Annotated in this window: 16 protein-coding genes; 13 read left to right on the forward strand and 3 right to left on the reverse strand. The window is 67.5% G+C overall.

Translation table 11 applies throughout. From position 1 onward, the window contains the following. Positions 1-295: 295 nt before the first annotated feature. On the forward strand, positions 296-1,291 hold the full coding sequence (locus tag J2850_RS16410) for a bile acid:sodium symporter family protein (RefSeq protein WP_209983537.1): 996 nt from the start codon (positions 296-298) through the stop codon (positions 1,289-1,291). 139 nt (positions 1,292-1,430) lie between these two features. Then, positions 1,431-1,925, forward strand: a complete 495-nt coding sequence (locus tag J2850_RS16415) for an Lrp/AsnC ligand binding domain-containing protein (protein WP_209983538.1) — start codon at positions 1,431-1,433, stop codon at positions 1,923-1,925. A gap of 98 nt (positions 1,926-2,023) precedes the next feature. On the opposite strand, the gene J2850_RS16420 is transcribed toward J2850_RS16415, so the two are convergent. Then, positions 2,024-2,626 carry a TetR/AcrR family transcriptional regulator gene (locus tag J2850_RS16420; RefSeq protein WP_209983540.1) on the reverse strand — a complete coding sequence of 201 codons (603 nt, stop codon included), beginning with the start codon at positions 2,624-2,626 and terminating at the stop codon, positions 2,024-2,026. An 83-nt stretch (positions 2,627-2,709) separates the two neighbouring features. Next, the gene (locus J2850_RS16425; RefSeq protein WP_209983543.1) at positions 2,710-4,428 is read right to left on the reverse strand and encodes an AMP-binding protein; all 1,719 of its coding nucleotides are present in this window, start codon (positions 4,426-4,428) and stop codon (positions 2,710-2,712) included. Between the two features lie 200 nt (positions 4,429-4,628). On the opposite strand from J2850_RS16425, the gene J2850_RS16430 reads away from it, so the two are divergent. From J2850_RS16430 to J2850_RS16460, 7 genes are all read left to right on the forward strand, one after another. Further along, positions 4,629-5,513, forward strand: coding sequence for an ABC transporter ATP-binding protein (locus tag J2850_RS16430; RefSeq protein WP_209983544.1), 885 nt, complete (start codon positions 4,629-4,631; stop codon positions 5,511-5,513). Further along, on the forward strand, positions 5,513-7,456 hold the full coding sequence (locus J2850_RS16435) for a long-chain fatty acid--CoA ligase (RefSeq protein WP_209983546.1): 1,944 nt from the start codon (positions 5,513-5,515) through the stop codon (positions 7,454-7,456). The genes J2850_RS16430 and J2850_RS16435 overlap by 1 nt, the downstream gene beginning before the upstream one ends. Before the next feature lie 189 nt (positions 7,457-7,645). Then, positions 7,646-8,533, forward strand: a complete 888-nt coding sequence (locus J2850_RS16440) for a branched-chain amino acid ABC transporter permease (RefSeq protein ID WP_209983549.1) — start codon at positions 7,646-7,648, stop codon at positions 8,531-8,533. A 10-nt stretch (positions 8,534-8,543) separates the two neighbouring features. Next, the gene (locus tag J2850_RS16445; protein ID WP_209983551.1) at positions 8,544-9,617 is read left to right on the forward strand and encodes a branched-chain amino acid ABC transporter permease; all 1,074 of its coding nucleotides are present in this window, start codon (positions 8,544-8,546) and stop codon (positions 9,615-9,617) included. A gap of 142 nt (positions 9,618-9,759) precedes the next feature. Continuing rightward, the gene (locus tag J2850_RS16450; RefSeq protein ID WP_209983553.1) at positions 9,760-11,073 is read left to right on the forward strand and encodes an ABC transporter substrate-binding protein; all 1,314 of its coding nucleotides are present in this window, start codon (positions 9,760-9,762) and stop codon (positions 11,071-11,073) included. Between the two features lie 155 nt (positions 11,074-11,228). Then, on the forward strand, positions 11,229-12,011 hold the full coding sequence (locus J2850_RS16455) for an ABC transporter ATP-binding protein (protein WP_209983656.1): 783 nt from the start codon (positions 11,229-11,231) through the stop codon (positions 12,009-12,011). Between the two features lie 171 nt (positions 12,012-12,182). Continuing rightward, on the forward strand, positions 12,183-13,412 hold the full coding sequence (locus J2850_RS16460; protein ID WP_209983555.1) for a phenylacetate--CoA ligase family protein: 1,230 nt from the start codon (positions 12,183-12,185) through the stop codon (positions 13,410-13,412). Positions 13,413-13,453: 41 nt separating this feature from the next. On the opposite strand, the gene J2850_RS32235 is transcribed toward J2850_RS16460, so the two are convergent. Continuing rightward, positions 13,454-14,077 (reverse strand): glutathione S-transferase family protein, encoded by a 624-nt coding sequence (locus tag J2850_RS32235; protein ID WP_209983557.1) that lies wholly within the window; start codon positions 14,075-14,077, stop codon positions 13,454-13,456. A 296-nt stretch (positions 14,078-14,373) separates the two neighbouring features. Here J2850_RS32235 and J2850_RS16470 point away from each other — a divergent pair, with 296 nt between their 5' ends. From J2850_RS16470 to J2850_RS16485, 4 genes are all read left to right on the forward strand, one after another. Then, entirely contained in the window at positions 14,374-14,763 is a 390-nt protein-coding gene (locus J2850_RS16470; protein ID WP_209983559.1) for a response regulator, read from the forward strand. 123 nt (positions 14,764-14,886) lie between these two features. Then, positions 14,887-15,813, forward strand: a complete 927-nt coding sequence (locus J2850_RS16475) for an NAD-dependent epimerase/dehydratase family protein (RefSeq protein WP_209983562.1) — start codon at positions 14,887-14,889, stop codon at positions 15,811-15,813. A 110-nt stretch (positions 15,814-15,923) separates the two neighbouring features. Further along, entirely contained in the window at positions 15,924-16,751 is an 828-nt protein-coding gene (locus tag J2850_RS16480; RefSeq protein ID WP_246513128.1) for a glycoside hydrolase family 191 protein, read from the forward strand. Next, positions 16,751-19,108 carry a polysaccharide deacetylase family protein gene (locus J2850_RS16485; protein ID WP_209983566.1) on the forward strand — a complete coding sequence of 786 codons (2,358 nt, stop codon included), beginning with the start codon at positions 16,751-16,753 and terminating at the stop codon, positions 19,106-19,108. Before J2850_RS16480 ends, J2850_RS16485 begins: the two co-directional genes overlap by 1 nt. The last annotated feature ends 4 nt before the right edge of the window (positions 19,109-19,112 follow it).

A 19,112-nucleotide genomic window follows, 5' to 3' on the forward strand; every position in this document is an offset into this window, starting at 1 on the left:
GTATCGCTCCCCTGGGAAATCATCCGTTCTTGAACCATACGTTACCGTATGGCGACGGCGGTGGCAAGGGCAACATTGGGCGCTTTGGAAATCTACTCTTATTCAAGGGATTAGCCTTTGTTTGCCGTTGCGAGCGGCGCAAGCGCCTCTGCCGCATCGTGGAACAAGCCGAAAAAGCCAGTTGCTTCAATGCTGCCATGCATACTGGATCCAGTATTCCAAGGCCTCCGCCCCTTTCCATTCGCTGCGCTGCGGCGTTAGATCCGGTTCATGACGTTCGATGGGAGATGAGCAGATGATCCGCGTACCGCGCCCCAGCCTCGACGGTTTCACCATTGCTCTGGTGGCGACGGTGGGCTTGGCGACCGTGCTGCCGGTACGGGGAGGGGCTGCCGAAGCCGTCCATTGGCTTGCGGAGGCGGCCATCGCCCTGCTGTTCTTCCTGCACGGAGCCCGTCTGCCGCGGGAGGAGGTGGTGGCCGGCCTCGGCCATTGGCGACTGCACCTGCTGATCTTCTCGTTGACCTTTGCCGCCTTTCCCTTGATCGGCTGGCTCGTGGTGGAGACGCTGCCGGAGAGCCTGTTGCCGCCGGCGCTTTCCATCGGCGTGCAGTTCCTCTGCCTGCTTCCGTCGACGGTCCAGTCTTCGATCGCCTTCACCTCGATGGCACGGGGCAACGTTGCGGCGGCGGTGTGCAGTTCCACCCTGTCGAACATCGCCGGCATCCTGATGACGCCGCTGCTGGTGGCGCTCTTCCTCAAGGTGCAGGGCGGTGCCCTGTCGCTCGATTCACTGCAGACGATTGCCGCGCAACTGCTGTTGCCCTTCGTCCTTGGGCAGCTCCTGCGCCGCTGGGTCGGCGCATGGGCGGCGCGGCACAAGACGATGCTGAAGTTTACCGACCGCAGTTCGATCCTGCTGGTCGTCTATATCGCCTTCAGCGAGGCGGTGGTGAACGGCCTGTGGCATCAGGTGCCGCCGACCGCCTTGGCGATGGTTGTGCTGGTCGACTGCGTGATCCTCGCAGTCTTCCTGGGCGGCACCATGCTGTTGAGCCGCCGCCTCGGCTTCTCGCGTGCCGACGAGACCGTCATCGTCTTCTGTGGTTCGAAGAAGTCGCTGGTGAGCGGCGTGCCGATGGCCGGGGTCCTGTTCGCTCCGGCCACGGCGGGCCTTGTTCTGTTGCCGGTGATGGTCTTCCACCAAATCCAGTTGATGGTCGGTGCGGTGCTGGCACGCCGTTACGCCGACGACGTGGCGGCCCGCGACGCCCTGCCGGCGGCTTCGTGATCCGCCCGCCGTCCCGGCTCCGGCGAAACAAGCTTCGCGCTGGAAGGCGGCTTGCCGACCCTGCTATGGTTTCGACCTCAGGCTTCCGACGCTTTCCCAGCCAGCGGAAGCCTTCGCCGAAGACCGTTCGGAGCGTGGGATGGACCGCAGCCTCGATTCGACCGACATCAAGATCCTGCGCGAGTTGCAGGAGGACGGCCGGCTGAGCAATGTCGAGCTGTCGCGGCGCATCAATCTCAGCCCGGCCGCCTGCCTTGAGCGGGTGAAGCGGCTGCAGAGCGACGGCATCATCGAGAGGTATGTCGCCCTGCTCGACCCGCACCGCCTGGAAGCGGGGATGCTCGTCTTCGTCGAGGTGGTGCTGGACCGCACGACGCCGGACAATTTCGACGACTTCAAGGCCACCGTCCTGCGCATGCCGCAGATCATGGAATGCCATATGGTCGCCGGCGGCTTCGACTACCTGGTCAAGGCCCGCGTGCGCGACATGAACGAATACCGGCTGTTCCTGGGAGAACTCCTGTCCACCGCGCGTGGCGTCCGCGAAACCCACACCTATGCGGTCATGGAGGAGGTCAAGAGCGTCACCGCCATCCCCCTGGACGGTTTGGCCGGGGGTTTGTCGCGCGGCTAGCCGCGTGGGCTGCATTGCGCTTCGGCGTGACGTGCCGTCTCCGTCCTCTCCCGTCCACCCGGCCGGTGCAAGCACGGCCGACAGGGCGGGAGATGGGGTCAGCCCTTTGCCGCCCGCCCGTCGCCCGCCTTCGTCTCGGCCGCCTGTTCCTGAGGTACCAGCACGCTGGCGCAGATCCGGCGCACCGCATCCGCGCGGTCGGCGGCGGCGGCCGGTGCGAGCAGGCCCTGGCCGAACGCGAACGCGTAGAAGAGGTAGGCGCGGGCAAAGGCTTGGTCCGGCGGCAGGCCAAGTGCCGCGAACAGACCGGCGACGCTGTGCAGTCGCTCGCGGTCGACTTCCGCGATGATGCTCTCGGCTTCCGGCGCGCGGCGAGCCCAGTCGCGGACCGCCAGCTCGATCGCCATGCCGCGCGGTTTGCTGCCGCCATAGAGGGCAAGCATGTCCCGGAGCTGCTGCGCCGGTTCGCGCGCATCCAGCCGCGTCTGCTCCTTGATCGCGGCGATGCGTCCCTGTTTCCAGCTTTCGAGCAGTGCGCTCATCAGCTCGGTCCGGTCGCGGAAGTGCCAGTAGAAACTGCCCTTGGTGACCTTCAGCGCCTTGGCCAGAAGCTCCACCCGCACCTTGTCGACACCGCCCTCGGCCAGTGCCGCAAAGGCGGCGGCCAGCCACGACTCGCGGTTCTTCGTCTTGGATTCCATTCCCGTCCTTCGTGCTCCCCCTGGGCCCGGCGGCCGGGCCTCGGGGCTCCAGGCGATCTATACCCGAAAACGGCCGCTGCTGCCTATTCGCCCTGCTGCATCTGGATCGCATCCGATGCCCGGCCGCGGTAGTGGATGTTGCCATCCTCATCCAGGAAGGCCCGGTCGCCGGTCAGATAATAGCGGCGGCCGTGGCGAAAACGCCGGGCGGTCCGGTCGGGGCTATTGGCGTAGGATTCGAACCAGAACAGGGGCGAGTGGTCGACGTCGATCGCGATCTCCCCTTGCCCGCCCACCGGAGCTTCGCGTCCGTCGGGATCAAGGACGACGACACGAAAGCCCGGCATCGGCCGGCCGAGCGATCCGCTGGGCGGCTGGACGGCGTCGGGGCTGTCCGCGCCATCGGGGTCGTACCGGTTCACGATGAAGATTCCGGTCTCGCGCTGGCCATACTGGTCGAGCAGCGGCACCCGGACGGTGCGGTTGGCCCAGGCGATCAGGTCGGCAGGCAGCGGCTCGCCCACCACGGACAGGATGCGCAGGGCGAACTGGTGCGACACGCCGGGGTCGGCGCCGTGCCAGGCGCGTATCTGCGACGGTGCCGCGGTCAGGTTGGTGACGCCGAACTTGGTCAGCATGCGATACCCCTGCCGCACGTCGTAGGGACCGTCGCAGAAGATGGTGGTGCGCCCCAGCAGCAGCGGCCCGACCAGTCCGTAATAGGCGCCGTAGGCCCAGCCGGGATCCGCCATGTTCCAGTAGATGTCGTCATCGCGCAGGTCCAGGCCGATGCGCATGTACTGCTCGATTCCGGAGAGCGCCTTGACCGGCAGGGAAACGCCGAGCGGCGTCGGCTCGGACTCCGAGGTGTAGATCAGGGCGAAGGCGTCGCACTCCCGGTAGCGCGCGACCTCCGCCAGCGGTGCTGCATCGTGCAGTGACGACCAGAACGGCACCGCATCCGGCCCGAAGGCCTCGTCGCCCTCCACGGTCACCACCGGCCGCGTGTTGTCCCGCGGCACCTTGCGGCGCAGGAAGCCGTTGGTGACGATCGCCCGGGCCTCGCTGTCGGCCAGCCGGTACGCGACCGCCGCGGTCGTATAGGTCGTGAAGAGCGGCATGTAGACACCGCCCAGCCGCCAGATCGCCAGCGCGGTGATCAGCAGTTCAGGTCCCTTCGGCAGCAGCACCGCCACACGGTCGCCCCGCCTGACCCCCAGCCCCGCCAATACGGTGGCGAAACGCGCCGAATCCCGTGCAAGCCGGGCGAAGCTCAGTTCCGTCGTCTGCCCGGCGACGCTTTCGTGCAGCAGTGCCGCACGGGCGCCGTCGGCGGCGCGGACATGACGGTCGCACAACAGGTGCGCCAGCGGGATCGAAATGCCACGATATTCCGGCCGCAGGAATGCCGACGGACGCGCTGCCGGAGCAGGCGGCTGTGGTTCGGGGAAGGGCGATCCGGCGACCGGGAGGCCCGAACCCGTTTCCGGCGGCTGGGACGTGGCAGGGGAGGGAGGGTCGATGCCGCGGCGCCACTGCGCCAGCTCGCCCAATGGCACGAGGCCGGAGCCAAGATGGTACCGCTTGCTGCGCATGTCCTGATCCACCAGCGCCTCGCGGGCCAGCGCCATCAGGAGCCGGTGTGCCGTCGCTTTCGACAGGCCGACCGCGGCCATCAGGTCGGCCAGCCGCGCTCCGTCCGGCTCGGCCGCGGCGACGGCGCGCAGCAGGGCTATGGCGCGCTCCAGGCTCTGGGTGCCGCCGGCGGCAGGCGGGGTTGCGGGATCGGGCTGTCTGATCATGGGTCCATCATATGGACCATTGGTGTGGCCTTGCCTAGAAAAAACATGCAATGACGGAATGTCAGTGTTGATAACAGACCGGGTCACGGTATATAGTGGCCTCGTTGCTCAATGATTGGTCCACATTATGGACCCTGCTGGCCAACAAAGAGCCGGACCACGGCCCCGAGAAGCGGTTAGAAACAGCAACGGAGGAGGACATGTCCGGCGCGCCCGTCGCACCACACCCCGGCTCTGCCCAAAAGTCGCCGACCACCCCGGCGGAGACCATTTTCGAGGCTCGGGGCGTCAATCTGCGCTTCGGGGGCGTCCATGCGCTGACCGACGTCAGCTTCGGCATCCGCAAGGGCGAGCTGTTCTCGATCATCGGCCCGAACGGTGCGGGCAAGACCTCGATGGTCAACTGCATCTCCGGACGGTACCGGCCGACCGACGGCAAGGTCTTCTTCAAGGGCAGGGATGTCACCGGCACGACGCCGAACCATCGCGCGGCGCTCGGCATCGGCCGCACCTTCCAGAACCTGGCGCTGTTCGGGCACATGTCGGTGCTGGACAACATCATGGTCGGCCGCCACCACCTGCTGAAGAACAACTTCCTGACCGGGCCGCTCTATTGGCTGACCGGCGCCAGGAAGGAGGAACTGGCCCATCGGCGCGAGGTCGAGGAGATCATCGACTTCCTTGAAATCCAGCATGTGCGCAAGGCGACCGCCGGCACCCTGTCCTATGGCCTGCGCAAGCGGGTGGAACTCGCCCGCGCCATCGCGCTGAAGCCGGACCTGATCCTGCTGGACGAGCCGATGGCCGGCATGAACCTGGAAGAGAAGGAGGACATGGCCCGCTACATCGTCGATCTGAACGAGGAGTTCGGCATGACCGTGGTCATGATCGAGCACGACATGGGCGTGGTCATGGACATCTCGCACCGGGTGATGGTGCTGGAATTCGGCAAGAAGATCGCCGAGGGCAAGCCGGAGGAGGTCCTGGCCGACCCCCGCGTCCGGCGCGCCTATCTGGGTGAGGACGACGTCGAGGACGATGTGCCGTCGGCATCCTCTCCGCCGGCCCGCAAGGAGGTCGCGTGATGGCCGCCCATACTCTTCCCGACCTCTCCGTCTTCGATACCCTGCCGAAGCTGGTGGCGCTGCATGCCCGCGAACACGGCGGCGACATCGCCATGCGCGAGAAGGACTTCGGCATCTGGCGCAGCTATAGCTGGGCCGACGTGCACGCCCGCGTCCGCGCCTTCGCGCTCGGCCTGACCAAGCTCGGCGTCGTGCCAGGCGAGGTGGTCGGGCTGCTCGGCGACAACCGTCCGGACTGGGTGATGGGCGAGGTCGCGACCCATGCGGTGCGCGGCTACAGCCTGGGCATCTACCGCGACGCGCTCGACGAGGAGGTCGCCTACCTCATCACCTATGCCGACGTGAAGGTGGTGTTCGCCGAGGACGAGGAGCAGGTCGACAAGCTCCTCAATCTCGCCGACCGGCTGCCGACGCTGCAGCACATCATCTATTCCGACCCGCGCGGCATGCGCAAATACCACGACCCCCGGCTGATGCCGGTCACCGAACTCGTCGGCATGGGCGAGGAGCTGCTGGCGCAGCAGCCGGACCTCTACGACCGCATGGTCGCCGCGACGAAGGGCGAGGAGGTGGCGATCCTCTGCACCACCTCCGGCACCACGTCGAACCCGAAGATGGCGATGCTGCCGGCCGGCCGCCTGATCCGCCATGTCGCCAGCTACCTGTCGGCCGATCCCAAGGGGCCGGAGGACGAGTATGTCTCGGTCCTGCCGCTCTCCTGGATCATGGAGCAGGTCTATGCCGTCGGCATGGGGATCGTGTCGCGGATGCGCGTGAACTTCGTCGAGGAAGCCGAGACGATGATGCACGACTTCCGCGAGATCGGGCCGAGCTTCGTCCTGTTCGCGCCGCGCCTGTGGGAGGCGATCGCCGCCGACGTGCGCGCCCGCATGATGGACGCCTCGCCCTTCAAGCAGAAGATGTTCGAACTCGGCATGAAGCTGGGGCTGGAGGCGCTGGCCAAGGGGCAGCGCTCGGCGATGGCCGACCGGATCCTGTTCAAGGCGCTGCGCGACCGGCTGGGCTTCACCAACCTGAAATCGGCGGCGACCGGCGGTGCCGCGCTCGGCCCCGACACCTTCAAGTTCTTCCAGGCGCTGGGCGTCCCGCTGCGCCAGATCTACGGCCAGACCGAGACGATGGGCGCCTACACCGTCCACCGCGGCACCGACGTCGATTTCGACACGGTGGGCGTGCCGTTCGACAGCGGCATCGAGGTGAAGGTGATCGACCCCGACCACAACGGCGTCGGCGAGATCGTCACCCGCCATCCCAACATGTTCGCCGGCTATTACCGCAACGAGAAGGCGACCGTCGCCGACATGCGCGACGGCTGGATGCACACCGGCGATGCCGGCTTCTTCGACAAGAAGGGCCATCTGGTCATCATCGACCGCATCAAGGACATCGCCACCACCGCGCACGGTGACCGTTTCAGCCCGCAATACATCGAGAACAAGCTGAAGTTCAGCCCCTATGTGGCCGAGGCGGTGATCCTGGGCGACCGGCGCGACTATCTGTCGGCGATCGTCTGCATCCGCTTCTCGATCGTCTCGAAATGGGCGGAGAAGAACCGCATCGCCTTCACGACATATTCCGACCTGTCCTCGAAGCCGGAGGTCTACGAGCTGCTGCGCAGCGAGGTGGAGAGGGTCAACCAGACCCTGCCGGAATACCAGCGCATCTCCAAGTTCCTGCTGCTCTACAAGGAACTGGACGCCGATGACGGCGAGCTGACCCGCACCCGCAAGGTGCGCCGCGGTGTCGTCGCCGAGAAGTACGGCACCATCATCGACAGCATCTATGCCGGCCAGCCGGAGATCGACGTCGATACGACGATCGCCTTCCAGGACGGCACCAAGCAGCGCATCCGCACGACGCTGACCGTCATCGACCTCGCGCCCGGCGCCGCCAAGGCGCCGCCGCAGCCGGTCGCGGCCTGAGGAGCGTGCGATGCACACCGCCAATCGCGCCCTCTCCCGTCCCGGGAGAGGGAGGGGACCCGTGCGGAGCACGGGGAGGGTGAGGGGGCCGGCAAGAAACGCTCGCCCTGATCCTTGGATGACCCCTCACCCGACCGCTTCGCGGTCCCCCTCTCCCGGGGCGGGAGAGGGACAGAACGAGGCCACGCCATGACCCTTCTCTTCCAGCTTCTCGTCAACGGCCTGATCGTCGGCGCGCTGTACGGCGTGGTCGCCATGTCCTTCGTGCTGATCTACAAGGCCAGCCGCATCGTCAACTTCGCGCAGGGCGAATTCCTGCTGATCGGCGCCTGGACCTGCTGGTGGCTGCTGACAAGCTGGCAGCTTCCCTTCTGGATCGGCTTCCCGATCACCCTGGTCTTCATGCTGGCCTTCGGCGTCATCCTGCAGGTCGTCGTGCTCCGGCCGATGATCGGCGAGCCGATCATCTCGGTCATCATGGTGACCATCGGCCTGTCGATCGTCTTCCAGGCGGCGATGAAGTGGATGTTCGGCGTCTTCGCCAAGCCCTTCCCGCAGATCTTCGCCCACGCCACCATGAACGTCTTCGGGCTCCAGGTGCAGACGGTCTACGTCGTCTCGCTGGCGATCTCGCTGCTGATCATGGCGGGCTTCGGCTGGTTCTTCAAATATTCGCGCCTCGGCCTTGCGATGCGCGCGACCGCCTTCGACCAGCAGGTGGCGCAGTCGCTCGGCATCTCGGTCCGCCAGATGTTCGCGATGAGCTGGGCGATCTCCGCCATGGTGTCGGCGGTGGCGGGCGTCACGGTCGGCGTCGTCAACGGCGTGTCGTCGGCGCTGTCCTTCTTCGGCATCAAGGTCTTCCCGGCGGTGATCCTCGGCGGGCTGGACAGCGTCATCGGCGCCGTCGTCGGCGGCCTGATCGTCGGCGTGCTGGAGAATGTGGCGCACTACCTGGACAGCCAATGGCTGAACTGGGGCAACATGTACGAGATCGCGCCCTTCTACGTCCTGATCGCCATCCTGATGATCAAGCCCTACGGCCTGTTCGGCACCAAAGACATCGAGCGCGTGTGAGGCCAAAGACATGGCGAACGTCAGCATCATCCCGAGCGGCGACTTCAAGACGTCGTACGCCGCCGACACCACGATCTTCCCGACGAAGACCAGCCGCAACTTCGCGATCCTCGGCGTCGTCCTGCTGCTGGCCTGCCCGGCCTTCCTCGACCGCTACTGGCTCAGCCTGCTGATCCAGATCGGCTATCTCGGCATCGCGGCGCTTGGGCTGAACATCCTGGTCGGCTTCACCGGCCAGATCTCCATCGGGCATTCGGCCTTCTTCGGCTTCGGCGCCTTCGCGTCAGCCTGGCTCAACAACAGCCTGGGCGTTCCGGTGGCGCTGGCAATCCCGCTGGCGGGCGTGGTCACCACCGGCGTCGGGCTGATCTTCGGCGTGCCGGCGGCACGGCTGAAGGGGCTGTACCTCGCCATCGCGACGCTGGCGGCGCAGTACATCCTGCAGGACTTCTTCGGGCGGGCCGACTGGTTCACCGGCGGCAGCGCCGGCACCATCGCCGAGCCGCTGACGATCTTCGGCTTCGCCTTCGACACCGACGAGCGCTACTTCTACGTCGTGCTGGTGGCGATGGTGGTGATGTACATCCTCGGCACAAACCTGATGCGGACCCGCGATGGCCGCGCCCTGGTGGCGGTGCGCGACCATTATCTCTCCGCCGAGATCATGGGCATCAACCTCACCAAGTACCGCACGATGTCCTTCGGGATCTCGGCCTTCTATGCCGGCATCGGCGGTGCGCTCTACGCCCACTACCTGCAGTTCGTCTCGGTCGAGAACTTCACCATCCTCTTCTCGATCCAGTTCCTCGGCATGATCATCATCGGCGGCCTGGGGTCGATCATGGGCACGCTGATGGGCACGGCCTTCATGGTGCTGCTGCCGGAGGTGATGCAGGCGGCCACCAAGCTGGTCAGCGGCACCGCCGTCGACACCGCGCTGAACCTGCGGGAGAACATCGCCTTCCTGCGCGAGATGTCGATCGGCCTCGTCATCATCCTGTTCCTGGTGTTCGAGCCCGACGGCCTCGCCCACCGCTGGAAGCAGATCAAGGCCTATTGGAAGCTCTATCCCTTCTCGCACTGACGTGCCGCCGCTCTCGACCGTCCTTCCCGCCTGCGCCGGCAGGACGCAAAAACCCTGCGCCGGCAGGACGCAAAAACAAGGCACCAGACTCGGTTCATCCGGCATCCGCAACGAACAGAATCGAATAGGGAGTAAACGCAAGATGACGATCCAAACCGGCTCGCTCCAAGCAGGCTCGCTGAAGACCGCGCTGTTCGCCTCCGCCGCCATCCTGATGGCGACCGCCGCCGCAGCCCAGGCGGCCGACATCCCGATCGGCCACCTCGCCGACCAGTCCGGCGGCACTTCGGACGTCGGCGTTCCCTATGCGCAGGGCGTGTCCGACGCGCTGGCCTACATCAACGCCCATGGCGGCATCAACGGCACCAAGATGGCCGTGGACTCGGTCGATTACGGCTATCAGGCGCCGCGCGCCATCAGCCAGTACAAGAAATGGTCGTCGGGCAGCGACAAGATCGTAGCATTGCAGGGCTGGGGCACCGCCGACACCGAGGCGCTGACCGGCTTCGTCAGCAAGGACGAGATCCCGGCCTATTCCGGTTCCTACTCGGGCCACCTGACCGACCCGACGGGCAAGGGGCCGCACGGCTCCAAGCCGGCGCCCTACAACTTCTTCTACGGTCCGTCCTATTCCGATGCGCTGCGCGGCATGCTGACCTGGGCGGCCGAGGACTGGAAGAAGAAGGGCGGGCAGGGCAAGCCGAAATACGTCCACATGGGCGCCAACCATCCCTTCCCCAACGCGCCGAAGGAAGCCGGCGAGCAGATCGCCAAGGAACTGGGCTTCGAGGTGCTGCCGCCGGTGCAGTTCGCCCTGACGCCGGGCGACTACAGCGCCCAGTGCCTGACCCTGAAGGAGGCCGGCGCCAACTACGCCTATCTCGGCAACACCGCCGGCTCCGGCATCTCGGTGCTGAAGGCCTGCCAGACGGTCGGCGCCAAGGTCCAGTTCATGGGCAACGTCTGGGGCATGGACGAGAACGCCGCCAAGGCGGCCGGCTCCGCCGCCGACGGGGTCGTCTTCCCGATGCGCACCGCCGTGACCTGGACCGGCGATGCGCCCGGCATGAAGCTGATGAAGGACATCTCCAAGATCTCCGACCCGTCCGGCAATGCCTATCGCCCGGTCCACTACATGGCCGGCGTCTGCACCGCCTATTACATGAAGGAGGCGCTGGAGTGGGCCGGCAAGAACGGCGGCCTGAGCGGCCCGAACATCCGCAAGGCGATGTACCAGAAGAAGGACTGGGTTCCGGCCGGGCTTGAGGGCGTGTGCATCCCCTCGACCTGGACCGAGACCGATCACCGCGGCATGACGGCGGTCAACATCTACCGCGCGTCGGTCAAGGGCGACACCGAGGCCAGCGTCGACGAGCTCGTCAAGTCCGGCGCGATCAAGCTGGAGAAGGTCGCCACCGAGGACGTGCCGCGCAAGCCGGAATGGCTGGGCTGGTAAGCCTCCAAGCAACGGCGTCCCGGCGGCCCGTCCGCCGGGCGCCCCCCGTCCTTCCAACGATCAGGTGCCGCATGCCGAACGCCGCCACGGCCGCCACCCATCACGCGGCCTCCGATGCCCCCGTCGCGCCGCCGGTGGCCGCCGCCAAGCGGACCATGCTGTCCGTCAACAACATCGAGGTCGTCTACAACGACGTGATCCTCGTGCTCCGCGGCCTGAGCCTGGAAGTGCCGGAAGGCGAGATCGTTGCCTTGCTGGGCGCCAACGGCGCCGGCAAGTCGACGACGCTGAAGGCGATCTCCGGCCTGCTCAAGACCGAGGACGGCGAAGTCACGCGCGGCGACATCACCTTCGCCGGCGAGCGGATCAACGGCATCGATCCCGACAAGATCGTCCGCAAGGGCATCTTCCAGGTGATGGAGGGCCGGCGCATCATCGCCGACATGACCAGCCTGGAGAACCTGCGTCTCGGCGCCTACACCCGCCGCGACGGCGGCGTGAAGGACGACCTGGACATGGTCTACGGCTATTTCCCCCGGCTGAAGGAGCGCACCGGGCTTGCCGGCTACCTGTCCGGAGGCGAGCAGCAGATGCTGGCGATCGGCCGCGCCCTGATGGCGAGACCGAAGCTGATCCTGATGGACGAGCCGAGCATGGGCCTGTCGCCGCTGATGGTGAAGGAGGTGTTCAGCATCATCCAGCAGATCAACAAGGATCTCGGCGTGACCATCCTGCTGGTCGAGCAGAACGCCCGCATGGCGCTCCAGGCTGCGGCGCGCGGCTACATCATGGAGAACGGCAAGGTCGTGCTCGACGGCACGGCCGAGGAACTGCGCAACAACGAGGACGTGAAGGAATTCTACCTCGGCGGCGGCAACGAAGAGCGCAAGAGCTTCAAGAACCTCAAGAGCTTCAAGCGGCGCAAGCGCTGGATTTGAGGCTGCTGCCGGTCCCTTCTCCCTGACCCCTGCCTTTCGCCGGGGAGAGAATTGCCGCAGCGCGCCCGCAAGGCTCCGCCCCCCTCTCCCGCGGAGCGGGGGAGGGATGGGGGCGACGCGGGCGGCGATGGACGGCGCGCATCCGGGCGACCCCTGAACGGACGAACGACCATGACCGACTTCTACGACGACCTCGAGACCCGTTCCTCCGACCGGCGCGAGGCGGAGCTGTTCGCGGCGTTGCCTGCCCATCTCAGCCATGCCAAGGCAGCCGCCCCCTATTTCGGCCGGCTGCTGGCCGAGGTCGATCCGGCGGCGATCCATGACCGGATGGCGCTGGCCTCCCTGCCGGTGACGCGCAAGTCGGACCTGATTGCCCTGCAGCGGGCGGATCCGCCCTTCGGCGGGCTGGCGGCGGTGGAGGTGGGACGCTTGGCCCGCGTCTTCGCTTCGCCGGGGCCGATCCATGACCCGGAGCCGCACGGCAGCGATCCATGGCGAAGCGCCCGGGCGCTCCATGCCGCCGGCTTCCGGGCCGACGACCTCGCGCAGAACTGCTTTGCCTATCACCTGACGCCGGCGGGCTCGATGTTCGAGACGGGGGCGCATGCCATCGGCTGCGCCGTCATCCCCGCCGGCACGGGCAACACCGAGATGCAGGCGCAGGTGATCGCCGGCCTGCGGCCCCGCGGCTACATCGGCACGCCCGATTTCCTGAAGGTCATCCTGGAGAAGGGCGACGCGCTTGGGCTCGACGTCTCGTCGGTCCGCATCGCCTGCGTCTCGGGCGGGCCTTATCTGCCCGATGCCCGCGCCTTCTACGAAGCGCGCGGCGTGGAGGTCACCCAGTGCTACGGCACCGCGGATCTCGGCATCGTCGCCTACGAGACGGCGGCACGGTCGGGGTTGGTGGTGAACGAGGGATACATCGTCGAGATCGTACGGCCCGGCACCGGCGACACGGTGCCCGACGGCGAGGTGGGGGAGGTGGTGGTGACCGTCTTCAACCCGGCCTATCCGCTGATCCGCTTCGCCACCGGCGACCTGTCGGCGGTGCTGGCCGGACCCAGCCCCTGCGGGCGCACCAACATGAGGCTGAAGGGGTGGATGGGCCGCGCCGACCAGACCACGAAGGTCAAGGGCATGTTCGTCCATCCCAGCCAAGTCGCCGAGGTCCTGCGCCGCCATCCCCAGCTTTCCCGTGCCCGGCTGGTGGTCGGTCGCCGGGATGCCGGCGACACGATGACCTTGCGGTGCGAAGCGGAGGAAACCGGCGAGGCGCTGGCCTCGTCGATCCGCGACACCCTGGCGGCGGTCACCAAGCTGAACGGTTCCGTCGAGTTCGCCGCACCCGGAACCCTTCCAAACGACGGCAAGGTGATCGACGACCAGCGGGGGTGAGTCGCGTCACCCCCGCTTCTGCCGTCGGCGACGCCTGTTTCTCAGCACTCCGCGTCGGCGGCCGGCATCAGGTCATATTGCGGTTTGAAGCCGGGCTGGGCACGCATGCGGGCGGCCCATGCCCGGATCTCCGGATAGTCGGCGGCATCGATGCCCGATTCATCCAGGAGATCGATCCAGGGAAAGGCGAAGATGTCGGCGATGGTCAGCCGGTCGCCCTCGATGAAGGTGCGGCCGACCAGATCCTGGTTGAACTGGACCAGCCCGCTCTTCGCCGCGGCGTCGATCCAGGGCAGGGCGTTGGCGTCGCCGTTGAACTTGCGGACGGCGCGTGCGCGCTGCACCGGCAGCAGGACGTCCGCCAGCCAGCTCAGCCACTCGGCAATGCGCAGCTTCTCGACGTCGTCCCGGCCTCCGAACTTGCCGGTCTGCTCTGCCAGGTAGGTCAGGATGACCGCGGATTCCGATACCGATCGATCCCCGTGGACCAGCGTCGGCACCCGGCCGAAGCGGTTGATGGCGAGGTAGTCGGGGGCCTTCTGCTGGCCGCTGCGCAGGTCGACGTGGCGATACTGGAACGGCGTGCCGGCCAGTGCGAAGAACAGGGCGATGCGGGTCGCCGGCTGCGAGTTCAGGTTGCCGTAGAGGATGAAGGGGGCGGTCACGGTGGCTCTGTCTCCCTGATGTGCGGGGCCGCCGGCCTCGGCAGGCTCCGCTTCGCGGCGAGGATGGCGCCATCAACGGCTGCAGGCCAGTGGAAAAGCAGTTTTGGCGGTTTTGAGTAAAGTCTTCGACAGATGGTGTAATAGTCCAAAAAGGTAACGCGGGTTCCGGAGCGGCCAACTTGACCGGGCTATACGGAAGCGGTAGACACTGGACTGCACGTTGATGTTGCAGCCGCTTTGCCGCCGTTTTTGCGGCGGGCCGCGGCGCAAGGCCCGCACAAGCCCTGGAAGATGAAATGGTGGAAACGCCCGAGAAGACGCGGACGATCCTCGTGGTCGAGGATAATGTGCTGATGCGTAAACTGTTCGTCCGCTGTCTGGAGGAGGGTGGCTTCACCGTCGTCGAGGTTTCCGATCCCGCCGCGGTGATCGGGGTGATGCGCGAGACGGCGCCCGACCTCGTGGTGATGGACATCGTCATGCCCGGCATCTCCGGCCTGGACCTGATCAAGCAGATCCGCGGCGACGACAGCTTGGCGTCGACGCCGGTGATCGCCGTCACCAATCTCGCCACCCCGGCGGACAAGCGCCGCTTGGCGGAGGCCGGCTTCAGCGGCCATGTGTCAAAGCCGATCAAGCCCAGGGAATTCCAATCCGCCGTCGCCGGTTTCCTGACGACGGCCTGAGCACGCGCCGCCCTCGGCCATCCGCGCCGGCAAGACAGATCTTGCCCCGGGCCGGGATGGCCGGGCAGCCGGCCGCGTGCGTATCCAGTCATCAAACACGAAAAAGCAGAAGGAGCGGAGGTCATGGCGCGCTATCTGGTCACCGGCGGTTGCGGCTTCATCGGTTCCCACCTGATCGAACGGCTGCTTGCGGCGGGGCATGAGGTGCGGGTGTTGGACGACCTCTCCACCGGAAAGCGTGAGAACCTGCCGGCCGGCGTGCCGGTGAGCGTCGGCAGCGTCGCCGATGCCGCGGCCGTGGAGACGGCGATGGCGGGCGTCGACGGCTGTTTCCACCTGGCGGCGGTCGCCTCGGTCGATCGCTCGCGCGAGGCATGGCTCGAAACCCACCAGACGAACCTGTCCGGCACCATCGCGGTGTTCGACGCCGCGCGGCGCGCCAACCCGCGCGGGCCGGTGCCGGTGGTCTACGCCTCGTCCGCCGCGGTCTACGGTGACAATCCGGAGATGCCGCTGACGGAGGATGCGGCGACGCGCCCGCTGTCCGCCTACGGCGCGGACAAGCTCGGCTGCGAACTGCATGCCAGGGTCGCCGACGGCGTTCACGGCGTGCCGACGACCGGCTTCCGCTTCTTCAACGTCTATGGGCCGCGCCAGGATCCGAAATCGCCCTATTCCGGCGTCATCTCCATCTTCGCCGGCCGGATCGCGAAGGGGGAATCCATCACCATCAATGGGGATGGCGAGCAGGTTCGCGATTTTATCTTCGTTAAGGATCTCGTGCGTTATCTGAGCGCGGCGATGGACACCCCGCGGCCGGGAGCCCCGGTCTTCAACATCTGCACCGGCCGTCCGACTTCGGTCAATCGGCTGGCGGAGGTGCTGGCGGAACTGTCCGGCCGCAAGCTCGACCGCCGGTATGGCCCGGCGCGCGCCGGCGACATCCGGGTTTCGATCGGCGATCCGGCCCGTCTGGTCGCCGCCTTCGGGATGACTTGCGACACGCCGCTGGAGGACGGGCTGCGGGAGACGCTGGCCTGGCTGGGATAGGAGAGCCCGGGCACGTCGCCCCGGCCTAGCGAAGGGGTGCGGGTGGCGTGAGCGGTGGTGCGATCGGTCGGCGGTCCTTTGCCGGTGGGGTTCTTTCGGGTGCGGCGCTGTTGGCACTGCCCGGGAACGGCCTGCGAGCCGAGACCGCCGGCCAGGCTTCCGCTTCACCGGTCAACTGGGCGGTCTATTACGCGGCGTCCGCCCCTGCCGCCGATTTCCAGCCCTACCGGCTGCTCGTCCTGGACAGCCGCACCCACCCGCCGCTGCGTCCGCTCGCCGACCGCGGCAAGACGCTGCTCGGCTATATCAGCGTCGGCGAGGTGGAGACGCACCGGCCGTGGTTCGGCCGGGTGAAGGGCTGGGGCATCCTGGACCAGGAAAACCCCAACTGGCCGGGCAGCTTCTATGTCGACGTCCGCGACCCCCGTTGGGTCAGGCTGGTGGTCGAGGAACTGGTGCCGGCCCTGCTGCGCGAGGGCTTCCACGGCGTCTTCCTCGATACGCTCGACAACCCGCCGCACCTGGAGCGGACGGACGCCAAGCGCTGGCGGGGAATGACCGATGCCGCCGCCAGGCTGGTGCGGGCGATCCGCACCAATTGGCCGGACATCGGCATCATGCAGAACCGCGGCTATGAAATCCTGCCGCGCACCGCGGCGGTCATCGACCATGCGCTGGGCGAGAGCGTCTATTCCGGCTGGGATTTCGCCGCCAAGCGCCCCCACCGCCAGAGCGACGGGGACTACCGGTTCCAGGTGGAGGCGCTGCAGGCGGCGAAGGCGGCTAATCCGCGCCTCGGCCTCTACACGCTCGACTACTGGGATCCGGCCGACAAGGCGGGTGTGCGGGCGATCTACGACCTGCAGCGGGCCAACGGCTTCTCCCCCTACGTCTCGGTGGTCGAACTCGACCGGCTCGTGCCGGAGCCGCCCCGGTGATGCCCGTTCCCCTCCCCTCCATCCGGCTTGCCCGCATTGCCTGCGCAGCGGCGGTCGCCGCCGGGCTGCTTGCGCCCGGTGCGGCGGCGCAGGCGCAGGGCAGGGACGCGGGTGGCAGGGCGGCTGCCGTCCCTGCCCCGGCCGCTGCTTCCGCCCCCGCCGCCCCTGCTGCGGTGAAGGCCGTTCCGCGCACGGTGCTGGCGCTGGTCGACCTGCGCGAGGAGCAGACGATCCGGCTGAGCCGCATCCACACGTCCGCCGAACTGCCGCTCAACCATCTCGGGCTGTCGGTGGTCTACTGGAACGTCGCCGACGGCCTGCCCGACCTGTCCCGCTATCCGGACCTGCGCGGCGTCGTCACCTGGTTCGCCGGCGAACCGTTCGCCGATGTCGGGGCCTATGTCGGCTGGGTCGCCCGCGCCATGGACAGCGGCGTCCGCGTCGCCGTCCTGGGGCAGCCGGGGATCCGCCTGGAAACCGGCGGCAGGCCGGTGCCGTTGACCTTGGTGAACCGCTTCTTCGCCCGCTTCGGCCTGCGCGACGACGACGGCTACTCCGACCTGACCTACAAGTCGAAGCCGGCGGCAGCGGATGCGATGATCGGCTTCGAGCGGCCGCTGACCGGGGCGCTGCCCGGCTATCCACTGTTCCGCAAGATCGACGAGCGCTTCGCCTCGCATCTGGTGATGCGCCGTGGCGACGATCCGGCGACCGACAGCCATCTGGTGGTGACCGGCCCGACCGGCGGGCTGGTGACCGACGGCTATGGGCGCTACTACGACGCCGAATACAACCGGCGCCAATGGATCCTCGATCCCTTCGCCTTCTTCAGGGAAGCGTTCACCACCGACGACCTTCCCAAGCCTGACGTCACCACCTTGTCCGGGCGACGGCTCTATTTCAGCCAGATCGACGGCGACGGCTGGCGCAACGTGACGGAGGTCGCGCCCTATTCCGCCAAGCGGGTGCTGTCCGCCGACATGGTGCGGATCGCCGCCATCGAGCCGTTCCCGGACCTGCCGGTGAGCGTCGCGCCGATCGTCGGCGACCTCGACCCGACCTGGAGCGGCACGCCGGACTCGCTGGCCGCGGCGAAGGCGCTGTTCGCCCTGCCGCAGGTGGAGCCGTCCAGCCACACCTGGACGCATCCGTTCCAGTGGGCTTTCTTCAAGGACTACAACCGCGCGAAGGAGGCTCCTTTCCTTGAGCGCGACGGCACCCCTCGCGCGGCCAAGGGCGAGGACCATGCCGCGGAGACGGCGGGCGAGGTGTCGGACATCGGACGCTACGCCTTGCCGCGCGCCTATCTGCAGCAGCCCTTCGACCTGGACCAGGAGATCGGCGGGGCGCTCGCCTATTTCACGCGGCTGGCGCCGGCCGGGAAACGGGCGGTGCTGGTGCAGTGGTCGGGTGACACCTCGCCGTTCGAGGACGCCCTGGCCGCGGTGCGCAAGGCCGGCGGCGTCAACATCAACGGCGGGGACGCCCGCTTCGACGCCGATTTCCCGTCGGTCATCGGCCTGCCGCCCATCGGCCTGCCGGTCGGTGCCGAGCGCCAGATCTATGCCGCCGGAAGCAACGAGAACACTTACACCGACCTCTGGACCAACCGCTTCTACGGCTACCAGAACCTGGTGCACACCATTCGCAATGCCGGCAGTCCGCTGCGGCTGAAGCCGGTGAACATCTACTACCACATGTACAGCGGCCAGAAGGCGGCCAGCCTGAGCGCGCTGGTCAAGAACCTGACCGCTGCCCGCGCCATGGAGCTGGCGCCGGTCGCGGCATCTACCTATGCCCGGATCGCCGAGGGATTCTACGGCACGCGGTTCGAGCCGCTGGGGACCGCGGGAGAGCGGCGCTGGCGCGTGCGCGGCCGTGGGGCGCTGAACACCCTGCGTTTCGACCATGCCGCCTTCACGGCCGTCGATTTCGCCCGGTCCGCCGGGGTGCTGGGGCAGCGCCACACCCAGGGAAGCCTCTATGTCGCGCTGGATCCGGCCGTGGCGGAGCCCGTGGTGGCGCTTGCCGCCACCGAGCGCGGGGATATCGATCCCCCGGCGCCGGTGCCTTACCTGATCGACGGGCGGTGGGCCTTTTCCGGGCTGTCGCTGGACGGGGGCGGCTTCAGCGTCACCGCGGACGGCTACGGCGACGGCGCCATGGTCTGGCACGTCCCGCAGCCCGGCCGTTATGCCGTCACCGTCGAGCGCGATGGCGAGGCGGTGTGGTCCGGCACCGCCACGGCCGATGCCGACGGGCGCCTGGCGCTGACGGTTCCGGTCGCCGGCATTCCGTCCGGGGCCGTCCGGCCGCTGCGGCTGCGGCTGCGGCCCGCCGACGGCGCGGCCGGTTAGGGCG

It is taken from the genome of Azospirillum picis, from assembly GCF_017876115.1.
Taxonomy (GTDB): Bacteria; Pseudomonadota; Alphaproteobacteria; order Azospirillales; family Azospirillaceae; genus Azospirillum; species Azospirillum picis.